Source organism: Blastococcus sp. SYSU D00695 (genome assembly GCF_054050555.1).
Genome location: NZ_JBJGZP010000017.1, coordinates 81,002 through 94,282 on the forward strand (window position 1 = coordinate 81,002; position 13,281 = coordinate 94,282).

General features: G+C 77.0%; 16 protein-coding genes. 9 read left to right on the plus strand and 7 right to left on the minus strand.

From position 1 onward, the window contains the following. Window positions 1-146 precede the first annotated feature (146 nt). Window positions 147-440, plus strand: coding sequence for a WXG100 family type VII secretion target (locus ACI781_RS12845; RefSeq protein ID WP_456566495.1), 294 nt, complete (start codon window positions 147-149; stop codon window positions 438-440). A 64-nt stretch (window positions 441-504) separates the two neighbouring features. On the opposite strand, the gene ACI781_RS12850 is transcribed toward ACI781_RS12845, so the two are convergent. Continuing rightward, window positions 505-1,500 carry an MFS transporter permease gene (locus tag ACI781_RS12850; RefSeq protein WP_456566496.1) on the minus strand — a complete coding sequence of 332 codons (996 nt, stop codon included), beginning with the start codon at window positions 1,498-1,500 and terminating at the stop codon, window positions 505-507. Next, a complete protein-coding gene (locus ACI781_RS12855; protein WP_456566497.1) occupies window positions 1,497-1,985 on the minus strand; it encodes a hypothetical protein in 489 nt (162 codons plus the stop codon). The genes ACI781_RS12850 and ACI781_RS12855 overlap by 4 nt, the downstream gene beginning before the upstream one ends. A gap of 134 nt (window positions 1,986-2,119) precedes the next feature. Between ACI781_RS12855 and ACI781_RS12860 the strand changes: the two genes are divergently transcribed. Next, window positions 2,120-2,626 carry a MaoC family dehydratase gene (locus ACI781_RS12860; RefSeq protein ID WP_456566498.1) on the plus strand — a complete coding sequence of 169 codons (507 nt, stop codon included), beginning with the start codon at window positions 2,120-2,122 and terminating at the stop codon, window positions 2,624-2,626. Window positions 2,627-2,660: 34 nt separating this feature from the next. Here the strand turns inward: ACI781_RS12860 and ACI781_RS12865 are convergent, their stop codons facing one another. Further along, entirely contained in the window at window positions 2,661-3,110 is a 450-nt protein-coding gene (locus ACI781_RS12865; protein WP_456566499.1) for an NUDIX domain-containing protein, read from the minus strand. A gap of 75 nt (window positions 3,111-3,185) precedes the next feature. Here ACI781_RS12865 and ACI781_RS12870 point away from each other — a divergent pair, with 75 nt between their 5' ends. The 5 genes from ACI781_RS12870 to ACI781_RS12890 all read left to right on the plus strand — a co-directional run bounded on the left by ACI781_RS12870 (window position 3,186) and on the right by ACI781_RS12890 (window position 6,572). Then, window positions 3,186-3,809, plus strand: a complete 624-nt coding sequence (locus ACI781_RS12870; protein ID WP_456566500.1) for a DUF6758 family protein — start codon at window positions 3,186-3,188, stop codon at window positions 3,807-3,809. A gap of 130 nt (window positions 3,810-3,939) precedes the next feature. After that, window positions 3,940-4,098, plus strand: coding sequence for a hypothetical protein (locus ACI781_RS12875; protein ID WP_456566501.1), 159 nt, complete (start codon window positions 3,940-3,942; stop codon window positions 4,096-4,098). A 6-nt stretch (window positions 4,099-4,104) separates the two neighbouring features. Next, entirely contained in the window at window positions 4,105-4,773 is a 669-nt protein-coding gene (locus ACI781_RS12880) for a PH domain-containing protein (RefSeq protein WP_456566502.1), read from the plus strand. A gap of 35 nt (window positions 4,774-4,808) precedes the next feature. Next, window positions 4,809-5,666: a PHP domain-containing protein gene (locus tag ACI781_RS12885; protein ID WP_456566503.1), complete on the plus strand. Its 858-nt coding sequence runs from the start codon at window positions 4,809-4,811 to the stop codon at window positions 5,664-5,666. A 39-nt stretch (window positions 5,667-5,705) separates the two neighbouring features. Next, window positions 5,706-6,572 carry a RecB family exonuclease gene (locus ACI781_RS12890; protein WP_456566504.1) on the plus strand — a complete coding sequence of 289 codons (867 nt, stop codon included), beginning with the start codon at window positions 5,706-5,708 and terminating at the stop codon, window positions 6,570-6,572. Window positions 6,573-6,582: 10 nt separating this feature from the next. Here the strand turns inward: ACI781_RS12890 and ACI781_RS12895 are convergent, their stop codons facing one another. The 4 genes from ACI781_RS12895 to ACI781_RS12910 all read right to left on the minus strand — a co-directional run bounded on the left by ACI781_RS12895 (window position 6,583) and on the right by ACI781_RS12910 (window position 11,555). Further along, entirely contained in the window at window positions 6,583-7,461 is an 879-nt protein-coding gene (locus tag ACI781_RS12895) for an oxygenase MpaB family protein (RefSeq protein WP_456566505.1), read from the minus strand. Continuing rightward, window positions 7,458-8,420 (minus strand): alpha/beta fold hydrolase, encoded by a 963-nt coding sequence (locus tag ACI781_RS12900; RefSeq protein WP_456566506.1) that lies wholly within the window; start codon window positions 8,418-8,420, stop codon window positions 7,458-7,460. Before ACI781_RS12900 ends, ACI781_RS12895 begins: the two co-directional genes overlap by 4 nt. 62 nt (window positions 8,421-8,482) lie before the next feature. Further along, window positions 8,483-9,628 carry an outer membrane protein assembly factor BamB family protein gene (locus ACI781_RS12905; protein ID WP_456566507.1) on the minus strand — a complete coding sequence of 382 codons (1,146 nt, stop codon included), beginning with the start codon at window positions 9,626-9,628 and terminating at the stop codon, window positions 8,483-8,485. Between the two features lie 34 nt (window positions 9,629-9,662). Continuing rightward, window positions 9,663-11,555 (minus strand): DEAD/DEAH box helicase, encoded by a 1,893-nt coding sequence (locus ACI781_RS12910; protein ID WP_456566508.1) that lies wholly within the window; start codon window positions 11,553-11,555, stop codon window positions 9,663-9,665. Window positions 11,556-11,700: 145 nt separating this feature from the next. Between ACI781_RS12910 and ACI781_RS12915 the strand changes: the two genes are divergently transcribed. Both ACI781_RS12915 and ACI781_RS12920 read left to right on the plus strand, forming a co-directional pair. Next, window positions 11,701-12,351, plus strand: coding sequence for a ferritin-like fold-containing protein (locus ACI781_RS12915; protein ID WP_456566509.1), 651 nt, complete (start codon window positions 11,701-11,703; stop codon window positions 12,349-12,351). Continuing rightward, the coding region (locus tag ACI781_RS12920) for a glycerophosphodiester phosphodiesterase (RefSeq protein WP_456566510.1) at window positions 12,348-13,281 on the plus strand (934 nt) is incomplete at its 3' end. The genes ACI781_RS12915 and ACI781_RS12920, both read left to right, overlap by 4 nt.

Genomic DNA, 13,281 nt, shown 5'->3' on the forward strand with positions numbered 1-13,281 from the left:
AGGGTGCGGTCGTCGCACCGACCCGGGGCGGTCCCGCCCGAGGTTGTGGACGCAGCACGTGGCTGTGGACGGCGGCCGGGCCCGTGGGGCGGAGGCGCCTACCGTCCGCCGTCACCGGGACCGGCCCGGGTGCGGAGGAGGAACACGTGAAGGTCGACATCGCGACGCTGCAGTCGATGGCGGGGCAGTGCAGGGCGGAGGCGGCGGAGACGACGGCACGCCAGGCGACCCTCTCCAGCAGCGTCAACACCTCGGTGCTGGACGGCTGGACCGACAGCCAGGCTGCCCTGCGCTTCAGCGAGCTCTACGAGCAGTGGCGGCTGGCCGCGCAGGGCGTCGCGGACGCGCTGACCGGCATGGGCGGGCTGCTGTCGGGGGTCGCCGACTCCTACCAGCAGCACGAGGCCGAGATGGCGGCGAGGATCGGCGCGCTGCTCTGACGGGAGCAGCCGCGGTGACCGCCTCCCGGGGCAGCCGTCCCGGGGACCGTCCCCGGGCGTGCGCTCAGGGGCCGGCGGTCACCGCGGGGCCGCCCGCCCGGCGCCGGGCACGCAGGCGGTCGCGCAGCTCCGGCGCCCGCTCCCACGGCAGGATCGACAGGATCGCGACGCAGTGCGGCAGGAAGACGATGGTCACGCCCGCGAACACCATGAGGTGGAAGCCGAGGAGGAAGACGACCAGGGCCACCCGGGCGCGGTCGCGCCACACCAGCAGCATGAGCGGCGCCAGGGCCTCGACGGCGATCATCGCCCACTGCAGGGCCACGAGCAGCCAGGGGAAGTCCAGCGTCCAGTTCGACAGCGGAGTTCCGCGGCGGATGACGGCGCGGGCGAGGGTGGCGCCGCTCGGCCAGTCCCAGCCGCCGAACCGGATCTTCGCCCAGGCGGCGAGGAAGTACGTGAGCATGACGGTGACGAGCACGGCCGCCATCGCGAAGCCCGCGGCCTCCGAGCGCCGGCGATCGCCCCAGCGGGCGACCCCCACGGTCGGCAGGACCGCGAGCAGCACGAGGAAGGCGATCCGGTCGTGGTCCACCTTCCCGTAGCTCATCGCGATGACCATCCACTCGAAGTAGAGGAGGAACACCGCGGTGCCCAGCAGGCGCGGCGCCCGGCCGGTCGCGGCCGCGAGCGACGTGAGCAGCAGCGCCCACTGCACGACCGTGACGACGGTGGACGTCGGCGTGGGCAGGTGGAGCAGCTTGCCGACGGCGAGCGGCGCGTACCACTCCGTGGGCACGTCCCCGTGGGCCTTGACCCAGGAGGTGGTGAGCCAGACGTCGACCCAGATGAACAGGTAGGCGATGGTCCGCATGACCGCGATGCGGGTCAGCGGGACGGGCCGGAACCACCAGCCGGCCGGCGACCGGCGTGACGGGGCGGGGGTCGGGTTCCCCGTCGCGGCCGCCGGGGACGCCGCAGCCGCCGGGGACGCCGCGGCAGCCGGGGACGTCGCGGCCGCCGGGGACGCCGCGGCGGAGGTGTCGCCGGGCTGCGTCACGGTGCCCCCTCCAGGTCGTGGTCGACCACGACGGTGTCGGTGTACCCGCCGGTGCGCCGGCCGTCGACGAGGTCGAAGCGACGCGCGACCACGTGCACCTCGACCAGCGGCTCGGCGTCGGGGTGCCGCTCGGCGTAGGTCTCGGCCAGGAGCCCGAGCAGCTCCGGACGGGCCTGCATGCGCGGGAGCTGCCCCTCGAACTCCGCGCGGCGCAGCCCCACCTCACCGCCGGAGAGACGGACCTCCTCGCCGGCGGCGGTCACGCCGACGACCCGCGTGGACACGACCGGCGCGTTCGGGTCGGCCCGGGTGGAGTACATGCGGAAGGGGCCGAAGGGGAAGTCCGAGTCGTTCCCCCACACGGTCCCCGTCATGACCACGGCGAGCACGACGACGGTGACGGCCAGCCGGGACCACCGCGAGGCGCGGGAGAGGCGGACGACGTCGGTTCCGTCGGTGCTCTCGGCCGCGAGGAGCTGAGACACCCCAGCATCGTAGGATCGGCGCCCGTCCAGACGGGTCACCGACGCGTGCGTGGGCCCAGCGCGCCCGGACCGCCCGCGGCGACTGTCCCGCGCATCCCGGTGCCCCCTCCAGCAACGACGCCGGGAGCGCCCACATGCAGTTCGGTCGGTACTACGAGGAGTTCGAGGTCGGAGCCGTCTACAAGCACTGGCCCGGCAAGACGGTCACCGAGTACGACGACCACCTGTTCTGCCTCATCACGATGAACCACCACCCGCTGCACCTGGACGCGCACTACGCCGGCGAGACGACCGACTTCGGCAAGAACGTCGTCGTCGGCAACTACGTCTACTCGCTGCTGCTGGGCATGAGCGTCGCCGACGTCTCGGGCAAGGCGATCGCCAACCTGGAGGTCGAGTCGCTGCGGCACATCGCGCCGACCTTCCACGGCGACACCATCTACGGCGAGACGACCGTCCTGGACAAGACGGAGTCCCGGTCCAAGGACGACCGTGGCGTCGTCCACGTCGAGACCATCGGCTACAAGCAGGACGGGACGGTCGTCTGCGTCTTCCGGCGCAAGGTGATGGTGCCCAAGCGCAGCTACGGCGACGCCCGCGGCGGCGAGCAGCCGGGCCGTCCGGAGCCCAAGGCCCGCTGACCGGCGGTCCGGGCTCCCGGACCGGGCACCGGCCTCAGCGGGGCAGCACGCCCCAGCGGCCCAGGTGTTCCAGGAGCCCGTCGGTGCAGGGCAGGGTCGCGAGCGCGGCGGCGTCGGCGAACAGCACCTCGTCGGCGTCGTCGCCCGCGACCGGCACCGCGCCCGGGTCGAGCAGGGTGCAGGTCAGGTCGACGACGTCGAACACGACGCCGTCCGGCCCCGGGACCCGCACCCGCCCGACCACCGCGCCCGCCCGCACCGCCAGCCCGGTCTCCTCGAGCACCTCGCGCTCCACCGCCGCCGTCGGCGACTCCCCGCGCTCGACCCGGCCACCGGGCACCGACCACCGTCCCCGCCCGGGCTCGGTGCCCCGGCGGACCAGCAGCAGCCGCCCGGCGGCGTCGTGCACCACCGCACCCACGCAGGCCACCGGGGGCCGACCCCCGGCCGGGTCCCCGCCGCCGGCCGGGTCGTCGGGAGGCACGCCGCGGACGCTACGCCCGCGGACGCCCCCGGGCTCCGCTTGACGAACCCCCACGGCCACAGGACGGTAACGACGATGAGTGCCTCCCCGGTCTGCCCCCGCTGCGGCGAGCGCCTCGCCGTCCGCCCGGGGGACTCCGCGCAGGCCTGGTGCCACGTCCACGGCGCGGTGACCCCGCTGCACCACACGGCGCTCATCGCGCACGACGCGATCTCCGCCGTCACCGCCGACGCCCGGGTCCCCGCGTGGGTGCCCGATCCCGTCCCCGCGGGCTGGTCGGTCACCGGCATGGCCTGGGGTGGCGAGCCGGGCGCCCGGGCGATCGTCGTGGACTGCGCCGGCCCCGCCCCGCTGGGCGGGTCGGCCGAGCTGGTGCTGGTCGCCGAGGAGCCGGGCACCGGCGTCGGCTGCGGCTACGCCGGGCTGCCGGGGCTGGACCCCGGCGACGTCATCACCGGTCCCTCCTCCGCCGCGGTCGAGGCGGCCGGCCAGCGGGCGGCGCTGTGGGCGGTGCCGACCACCGACGACCGGGCCGCGTTCGTCGGCGAGGCCTACGGCGTGTGGCTGTGGCTGGTCATGTGGCCGGCGTCGGCGGCGTGGCTGCTCGCCGAGCGCATGGAGCTGCTCGACCTCCGCGAGCGGGTCTACCCGGACCTCCCGCTCGGGCCGCCCAGCGAGCACCTGCTGCCGGGGCGGTAGCGGACCGCACCGCCTCGGATCCGCGACGGCGTGTCACGCCGGAGGCGCCTGGGGTGCGTGTTACCCATGTGCCCGGCCCGCCCGGGCCACCCGGCGGCGCCCCGTCGCCGGTGCCCTGAGCGGAGGTGCGGTGAACCTCAAGAAGGTCCTCACCTGGTTGGTCATCGCCTTCGTCGTCTTCTACGTGATCCAGGCACCGGAGAAGTCGGCGGAGATCGTCAAGAACGCGGGGGAGACCCTGGGGGACGCCGCGTCCTCGCTGGCCGACTTCGTCGGCTCCCTCATCTAGGCCGGCGTGCCCCACCCGTCCGCCGGTGGCCGCCCCGAGCGCTGGCGCAAGGACGCGGCCAAGTACCTCCTGCCCGAGGAGCACCCGCCCGTCGTCGCCACCCGGCGGCACTGGGCGGTGCTCATCGTGCCGGTGCTCAAGGCGCTGCCGGTGCTGGTCGCCGGCGGCTGGCTGCTGGTGCTCGACCCGGAGAACCGGTTCACCAGCACCGCCGGTCTGCTGGTCGTCCTGGCCGCGCTGGTGTTCCTCGCCCTGCGGGCCGGCGAGTGGTGGATGCGCCACTTCATCGTCACCAACCGCCGGGTGCTGCTGACCAGCGGCATCGTCGTCCGCACGGTCGCGCTGCTGCCGCTGCGCCGGATCACCGACCTCACCTGGAAGGAGACCCTGCTCGGTCAGCTGCTGGGCTACGGCACGTTCCGTTTCGAGTCGGCCGGTCAGCAGCAGGCGCTGTCGGAGATCACCTACCTGCCGCAGGCCGACGTGCTGTACCGGCGGGTCAGCCGGCTGCTGTTCGGCCAGGACGGCGTGGAGGACGACGAGGAGGGCGGCGTCGAGCCCGTCGCCCAGCAGGACGACGCCCCGCCGGAGACCGGCGACCAGCCCACCACCGGGCAGCAGGGCACCGGGCGGCGGGACACCCAGCCCATCCCGCGCACACCCCGGCCCTCCTGAGCCGCGCCTCCCGCCGTGGGGCAGGCTGACCCACGATGCGGATCGACCTGCACACCCACTCCGTGGTGTCCGACGGCACCCAGACGCCGGCCGAGCTGCTGGCCGCCGCCCGCGACGCCGGTCTCGACGTCGTCGCCCTCACCGACCACGACACCACCGACGGCTGGGCGGCCGCCCGGCGGGCGCGCCCGCGGGGGCTGACCGTCGTCCCGGGGATGGAGCTGTCCTGCCGCTGGACGCGCGGCCCGGGCGCCCCGATCAGCCTGCACCTGCTGGCCTACCTGTTCGACCCCGCCGCCCCGGCGCTGGCCGCCGAGCGCGCCCGGCTGCGGGCGGAGCGGCTCACCCGCGGGGAGCGGATCGTGGCGGCGCTGGCCGGTGCCGGGTACCCGGTCGAGTGGGAGCGGGTCGTCGAGGCCTCGGCCGGCGGCGTCGTCGGCCGGCCGCACGTGGCGCGGGCGCTGGTCGACGCCGGCGTGGTCGGCTCCGTCGACGAGGCGTTCGCCGACCTCCTGCACCACCGCAGCCCCTTCCACGTGGCCAAGGCCGACACCGAGGTCCTCGACGGCATCCGGCTGGTCCGCGAGGCCGGTGGGGTGCCGGTGTTCGCGCACGGGCTGGCGACCCGGCGCGGTCGCGTCGTCGACGACGAGGCGATCGCGGCGATGGCCGCTGCGGGACTGCTGGGCCTGGAGGTCGACCACCCCGACCACGGCCCGGCGGAGCGGGCGCACCTGCGGGGCCTGGCCGGCGAGCTCGGTCTGATCGTGACCGGGTCCAGCGACCACCACGGCAGCAACAAGACGACCCCGCTCGGGGCCTGCACCACCGCCCCGGACCAGTTCGAGGCGCTGCTGGCCGCCGGGACGGGCAGCGCGCCGTTCACCGACTGAGCCGCCGGGACGTCGTCGTCCCCGGTTAGCGTGGAGGGCATGGCGAGCGACCAGCTGGAGATGCCCGGCATGCCCCGGCGCCTCTTCCCGGCGACGCCGAGCAAGCTCGCCACCTTCACCGACTGCCCGCGGCGCTACCGGCACGCCTACCTGGACCGGCCGACCCCGCCGAAGGGGCCGGCGTGGGCGCACAACTCCGTCGGCTCGGCGGTGCACGCGGCCCTGCGGTCGTGGTGGGAGCTGCCGCTGCGCGAGCGGACGCCGGCGGCCGCCCGGCAGCTGCTGTACGGCGTCTGGTCCCCGGCCGGGTTCCGCGACGCCGAGCAGTCCGCCCGCTGGCGGTCGCGGGCCGCGGGGTGGATCACCGACTACGTGACCGGTCTCGACCCGGCGCAGGAGCCCGTCGGCACCGAGCGGCAGGTCGCGGCCACCACCGGGCGGCTGGCGCTGTCCGGCCGCGTCGACCGCATCGACCAGCGCGGCGACGAACTCGTGGTCGTCGACTACAAGACCGGCCGCGTGCCCAGCAGCGACGACGAGGCGCGCGGCTCGGCCGCGCTGGCCGCCTACGTCCTCGGCGTCCGCCGCACCCTGCGCCGGGCGTGCAGCCGCGTCGAGCTGCACCACCTGCCCTCGGGCACGGTGGCGGCCTTCGAGCACACCGACCGCTCGCTGGCCAACCACGTCCGGCGCGCGGAGGACACGGCCGAGGACATCGAGCGCGCCACCGAGGCGCTGCGCGCCGGGCAGGACGCCGACGCGGCGTTCCCCGCGGTCCCGGGCCGGCAGTGCGGCTGGTGCGACTTCCGCTCCAGCTGTGCCCCCGGGCGGGCGGCCGGGCCGCAGCCGGACACGTGGGCGTTCCTGGCCGAGGAGGAGCCGGCAGGCACCAGCCCGCAGGGCTGATCCTGGTCCGTCAGGCGCTGACCGGGACCGCCGTCCGCTCGACCGCGGCCCGCACGATCGGCGGCTGCCGGACCCGGGCCGGCAGGGCGAGCAGGCCCTGCCGGAACGCCCGCAGCGCCGCCGTCGCCGCCGCGTCGGTCAGCCCGAGACCCGGCATCGAGAACAGCTGCCGCGCCCACGCGGGCAGCAGCGCGAACCCGAGCGCGGCCAGGCCGCCCCACGCCGGCCGGGCCGGGGTGAGCAGCTGGACCCAGGCCGGCATCGGCGGCAGCAGCAGCCGGCGGACGGCGTCGCGCGCCGCGGGCGTGGCCGCCAGCGCGGGCCGCACGTCGGCGAACCAGTCGGCCAGCGCGGCGACCGAGCGCGGCACGGCGTCCTCCGGCACGCCCACCAGCGTCGCGGCGACGACCTGCTCGGCGACGTAGCGGTCCGCCTCGCGGTCGGTCAGCGGCACGCCGGCGCGGCGGGCGGTGGACAGCAGCGAGTCCACCTCGCAGTTGTGCACCCACAGCAGCAGGTCCGGGTCGTCGACGCGGTAGGCGCGGCCGCTGCCCTCCTCGACGCCGCCCAGGGAGCGGTGCAGGCCGCGGACGCGGGCGACGACGCGGCGGGCCTCGGTGCGGGTGCCGAAGGTGAGGGTCTCCACGTACTGGCCGGTGCGCGCCAGCCGCTGCCAGGGCTCGTGGCGGAAGGCCGCGGAGTTGCGCGCGACGACGTCCATCGCGACCGGGTGCAGCGCCTGCAGCATCAGCGCGCGCAGCCCGCCGGGGGAGTAGCTCGGGTCGGCGTGCACCCGCCAGGTGACGCTGTCGGGGCCGAAGAAGCCGGCGCGGTCCTCCTGCGGCGTCCAGTCGGCGGGCCCCGGCAGGGGTGTCCGGTAGCCCGTCACGCACGCCCCGCGGCGGCGGCGTCGGACCCCGAGGCGTCCTCGTCGGCCGCGGACACCGACACCGAGGCCCAGAAGTCCTGCAGCACCGCCAGCGTCTCGGCCGGGTTCTCCACGGCGGGGGAGTGGATCGCGCCGGGGATCACCGCGTGCCGGGCACCCAGCCGCACCGCCATGTCCGCCTGCGCCGCCGGCGCCCACGCGTCGTCGGCGAGGCCGTGGGCGACCAGCACCGGCACGCCCGTGGCGGCCAGCTCCGCCACGCGGTCGGGCTCGGAGGTCATCGCGTCGGCCATCCCGCGCAGGCCGGCGGCGGTGTTGGCGAGGAAGCGGCGGCTGTAGAAGGCCCGCGTCGGCGCGGGCACCGCCTGCGCCTTCGGATCGGTCATCGCCAGCTGCTCGAGCGTCTCGTTGACCAGCGGCACCCCGCCGGCGGCCAGCAGCGGGCGGAGGTGGGTCAGCAGCTCCGCGCGCGGGCCGACCAGCCGCGACGGTCCGGAGCCGAGCAGGGTGAGCGAGCGGAACGCGGACGCGTCGGCGAGGACGGCGGCCCGCGCCACCAGGCCGCCGAAGCTGTGGCCCAGCAGGTGCGGGACACCCGTCTCGTCGGCCAGCACCCGGGCCACGGCCAGCAGGTCGTCGCCGAGCTCGGCCACGGAGTAGCGGGCGGGGTCGTCGGGACCGGGCGACTCGTACTGCCCGCGCTGGTCGATCGCGACCACCCGCAGGCCGGCGGCCGCCAGCGGGGACAGCAGCGGGGCGAAGTCCTCCTTGCTGCCGGTGTAGCCGGCGACCATCAGCACGGTGCCGCGCTCGCCGGTCCCCCCGGTGTCCAGGGCGGCCAGCGGGCCGGCTCCGCCGGCGAACGTCCGGGGCGCGGCGTCGTGGTCGGCCAGCTGCCGCAGGTCGTCGGGGGCGATGGAGAGGGGGATGTGCTCCGCGGAGCCGCCGGGCAGGACCATGGCCCCAGTGAACCGCGCCGGGGTCCCCGCTGCCGGTCCGGCCCCTCGCGGGCACCCGGTGGTCAGCGGAAGGCCAGCACCCGGTCGCCCACCGCGTAGACGACGACCGGCCCGACCACCGTCACGCGCCCGCCGGCGGGCACGTCGCCGGTGAGGGTGCAGCGTCCGGTCTCGGCGCCCGTGCGGACGTCCCGGCCGACGAGCGCGCCGTCCTCGGGCACCAGCACCGGGGACGGCGCGACGAGGAACGCCTTGTCGCCCGGGACGGCGGGCAGGCCGCGCGACGGCACCGACCACAGCAGCCGCCCGCCGGACCCCTCGACCGCGACCGTGGTGCCCCGGGCCCACACGAGCAGGCCGGCCGGGCTCTCGGTGACGGCGGGCGGGGCGTCGTCCGGCCCGGCCGCGGGGAGGGGGACCGGGGGCCGCGGCGTGCCGTCGGCCCCGGCGAACAGCTGCAGCTGGTCGCCGCTGACGACCGCGACGAGGCGGCCGACCCCGGCGACCACGGGCGTCCCCCCGGTCAGGTCCCGGGTCCAGGTCTCGCCGCCGGCGCCACGGTCCAGCGCCCGCAGCCGCGGCGTCCCGTCGCAGGACTCCAGCAGCACGACCGCGGAGCTGCCCGGCGTGCCGGCCTCGATGCGGCACCCCTCGGCGGCGTCGGCGCGCCAGCGGACGGTGTCGCTGCCCGGGTCGATCGCCACGACGCCGGTGGGAGCGGTGGCCAGCACGAGGCCGGGGGAGCTGGTCAGCGCGATGTCGGGGCGCAGGCTGAGGTTGCGCGTCCACTGCCGCACGCCGGTGCCCGCGTCGAGGGCGACGGCCTCGTCGCAGCGCCCGGCGGTGGCGAACACCGCGACCGCGCGGCCGTCGACGGCGGTGACGTCGCACAGCCGCGCGTTGGAGCGGGTGTAGTGCCAGGCCTCCTCGCCGGTGACGACGTCGAGGGCCCGGACCCCGTGCTCCTCGCCGAGCAGCACCCGGCCGGCCTGGACGAGCGCCCCGGGCACCGGGTCCCCGTCGGCGGTCCAGGCCGGGGCGAGGGCCGCGGCCGGGTTCCCGGTGGGGACGTCGGCCGCGGCCGCGGTCGTGCTCTCGGTCGCGGCCGCGTCGGACCCGCGCCACAGCAGGGCGGCCACCACCACCAGCGCGACGGTGGCCGCGGTCCACACCCACACCCGCAGCGGCGGGCGGCGCAGTCGGGGCATCGGCGGCCGGACGGCGGTGCTCGGAGCCGGCGGTCTAGGAGTCGGACCCGGCGTCGCCGGCGGGGCCGGCGTCCGCGGCGCCCGACCCGGCCCGGCCGGCACCGCCGCGGCGACGGCGACGGCGGCGGGGCTTGGCCGGGCCCTCGCCGCCGGCGCTCCCCGGACCGGCCTCGGCACCGGCCTCGGCGGTCGCGGTCGCCGCGTCGGGGGAGCCCATCGCGGCCGCCGCGCCCGCGGCGGCGGCACCCGCGCCGCGGGTGCGGCGGCGGGGCCGGCTCTTGCGGGCGCCGGCGGGACGCTCGGCGTCGGTGTCGCCCGTGGCGGGGGCGCCCTCGCGACCGGGACCGCGGCCGGCGGGGCGGTTGCGCTTGCCGGTCTCGCCGAGGTCCTCGAGGGTCTCGGCGTCCAGCCCCTCGCGGGTGCGCTGCGAGCGGGGCAGCCGGCCCGTGGCGCCCTCGGGCACGTCGAGGTCGGTGCGGACCCACGGCGAGGTGGAGTAGGTCTCCGGCGGGTCCGTGAAGCCGAGGTCCAGCGCCTTGTCGATCAGCTGCCAGCGCGGGATGTCGTCCCAGTCGACGAGCGTGACGGCGACGCCGGTGCTGCCCGCGCGGCCGGTCCGGCCGATGCGGTGCACGTAGGTCTTCTCGTCCTCGGGGCACTGGTAGTTCACGACGTGGCTGACACCGGTCACGTCGATCCCGCGGGCGGCGACGTCGGTGGCGACCAGGACGTCGACCTTGCCGCTGCGGAAGGCGCGCAGCGCCTGCTCGCGGGCGCCCTGCCCGAGGTCGCCGTGCACGGCGGCGGCGGCGAACCCGCGCTCGACCAGCTCGTCGGCGACCTTCTGCGCGGTGCGCTTGGTGCGGCAGAACACCATGGCCAGGCCGCGGTCACGGGCCTGCAGCACCCGGGCCAGCAGCTCCGGCTTGTCCAGGTTGTGCGCCCGGTAGACGAACTGGGTCGTCTGCGGGACGGTGCTGCCCTCGTCGTTGCCGTGCGCCCGGATGTGCGTCGGCTGCGTCATGAACGACCGCGACAGCGTCACGATGGGGCCGGGCATGGTGGCCGAGAACAGCATCGTCTGCCGCTGGTCGGGGACCATCGCCAGGATCCGCTCGATGTCGGGCAGGAAGCCCAGGTCGAGCATCTCGTCGGCCTCGTCGAGCACGAGGACCCGGACCTTGCCCAGGATCAGGTCGCCGCGCTGGGCCAGGTCCAGCAGGCGGCCCGGGGTGCCCACGACGACCTCGACGCCGGCCTGCAGCGCCTCGATCTGCGGCTCGAACGCGCGGCCGCCGTAGATCGCCTGCACGCGGATGCCGCGGCGGGTGCCGGCGGCCCCGAGGTCGCGCGCCACCTGGACGCACAGCTCGCGGGTGGGGACGACGACCAGCGCCTGCGGGACGCCGTCGCCGCCCTCGGCGGGCGGGGCGACGCGCTGCAGCAGCGGGACGCCGAAGCCGAGGGTCTTGCCGGTGCCGGTCCGCGCCTGGCCGATCAGGTCGTTGCCGGTGAGCGCGAGGGGGAGGGTCAGCTCCTGGATGGCGAACGTGCGGGTGATCCCGACGTCGGCCAGCGAGGCGACGATGTCGGGGTGCACGTCGAAGTCGCTGAACAGCGGGCTGTCGGCGGCGACGGGGGCGCCGCCGAGCTCCTCGACGGCCTGCTCGAGCTGCTCGGGCGCGGGGGCGCCGCTCTCGGCGCGCTCGGTCTCGGGGGTGGTGGGGGTGCTGTCGGTGGACGTCAGTGGTCTCGCCTCGGTCTGCTGGGGGAGCGGGCACCGGCGACGTGGTCGCTGCGGTCCGCTCCGCGGTCGGGGGTCGCGGATCTCTCTCCAGCGCCGACGCGGCCAGCGGACCGGGTCGCCTGCGACGGCTGCCCGGGAGACCTCCCCGGCCCGGTGGCGGGCTCGCGGGGCGTCGTCCAAGACGTGTCAGCGCACGTGGATCAGGTGGGCCGAGGGCCCACCGACCCCCATGCTAGCGCGGGAGACGGATAGCCTCCCTCCCGCAGCGTGTCGGATCCCCCTGCCGGGGCACCCCGGTACCTCGCCCCCGACCCGAGGAGACCGCGTGACCACGGTCGAGACCCGCGCCGTCGTCGACCTGCTCGGCGCGCTCGCCTACGCCGAGCTGACCGCCTTCGACCGGCTGGCCGAGGACGCCCGGATGGCCCCGACGCTGACCGGCCACGCGGCGCTGGCCCGGATGGCCGCCGCGGAGCTGACCCACCACGGTCAGCTCACCGACCGCCTGGTGGCCCTCGGCGCCGACCCGGTCGCGGCGATGGCGCCGTTCGTCGCCGCGCTCGACGCCTTCCACGCCAGCACCCGCCCGCGCACGTGGCTGGAGGGCCTGGTCAAGGCCTACGTCGGCGACGGCCTCGCGGCCGACTTCTACCGCGAGATCGCGACGTTCCTGCCCGAGCCCGACCGCGGCCTCATCCTCGACGTCATGGCCGACACCGGGCACGCGGACTTCGCCGTCCGCGAGGTCCGGTCCGCCATCGCCACCGACCAGAAGGTCGCCGGCCGGCTCGCGCTGTGGGGGCGCCGCCTGGTGGGGGAGGCGATCACCCAGTCGCAGACCGTCATCGCCGAGCGCGACGAGCTCGCCCAGCTGATCATGGCCGGCACCGGCGACCTGACCGGCGTCGGCCGGCTGATCGAGCGGATCACCACCGCGCACACCGAGCGGATGCGGACCCTCGGCCTCAACCCGTGAGCCGCGCGCGCCGCGCCCGGTCCGGGCACGGCACGACGGCGGGCACGGCCGCCGTCGCGGTGACGGCGCTGCTGTCGGCGCACCGCGGCGGGGTGGGGCGCGACCGGGCGCGGGAGAACACCGCCGAGGCGCTGCGCGCGGCGGCGGCCCTCGACTGCGAGTTCGTCGAGTTCGACGTGCAGCGCTGCGCGGACGGCGTCCACGTCGTGCACCACGACCGGGCCGTGCGGGTCGCCGGCCGGCGGGTGCCCGTCGCCGCCCTGCCCTACGCGGAGTTCGCCCGCGCCGCCGGCCCCCACCTGCTGCTGGACGACGCCCTCGCGGCGCTGCGCGGGCGCACGCGGGTGCACCTGGACCTCAAGGAGGTCGCCGACCCCGCCGACGGGGTGGGCCTGCCACCGCGCGCCGAGGTCGCCCTCGTCCGGCACGTGGTGCAGACGGTGGGGTCCGCCGCCGACGTCGTGGTCACCGGGCTGGACGACGCGGCGGTGGCGGCGGTGCGTGCGTGGTCCCGCGAGGAGGAGCCGGACCTGCTGGTCGGTCTCGCGCTGCACCGGGACGCCGGTCTGCGCGGGCTGGTGCGGCTGCTCACCGGGCGCTGGTCGCAGGTGCTGCCCGGCCGGCGGCTGCGCGCGACCGGCGCGAACCTCGCCGTCTGCCCCCGCACCCTGGCCCGGCTGTGGGGCGCCCGCTGGGCCCGGCGGCACGGCCTGCCGCTGCTGGTGTGGACCGTCGACGACCCGGGCGAGCTGCGCGCCTGGGTGTCCGGCGGCCGGGCGTGGCTGGTGACGACCAACCACCCTGCCCGGGCGGTGGCGCTGCGCCGGGAGCTGAGCGGTGGGGGGGGGGGGGGGGGGGGGGGGGGGGGGGGGGGGGGGGGGGGGGCGGGCGCGGCCCCGCGGGGCGGCCGCGGGGGTCCGGAGTCCCCCC

What these genes read in the sequence shown, in the direction of transcription:
- ACI781_RS12860 (WP_456566498.1), top strand. Translation starts at nt 2,120, where the DNA reads ATGCAGTTCGGTCGGTACTACGAGGAGTTCGAGGTCGGAGCCGTCTAC.
- ACI781_RS12870 (WP_456566500.1), top strand. Translation starts at nt 3,186, where the DNA reads ATGAGTGCCTCCCCGGTCTGCCCCCGCTGCGGCGAGCGCCTCGCCGTC.
- ACI781_RS12885 (WP_456566503.1), top strand. Translation starts at nt 4,809, where the DNA reads ATGCGGATCGACCTGCACACCCACTCCGTGGTGTCCGACGGCACCCAG.
- ACI781_RS12890 (WP_456566504.1), top strand. Translation starts at nt 5,706, where the DNA reads ATGGCGAGCGACCAGCTGGAGATGCCCGGCATGCCCCGGCGCCTCTTC.
- ACI781_RS12900 (WP_456566506.1), bottom strand. Translation starts at nt 8,420, where the DNA reads ATGGTCCTGCCCGGCGGCTCCGCGGAGCACATCCCCCTCTCCATCGCC.
- ACI781_RS12905 (WP_456566507.1), bottom strand. Translation starts at nt 9,628, where the DNA reads ATGCCCCGACTGCGCCGCCCGCCGCTGCGGGTGTGGGTGTGGACCGCG.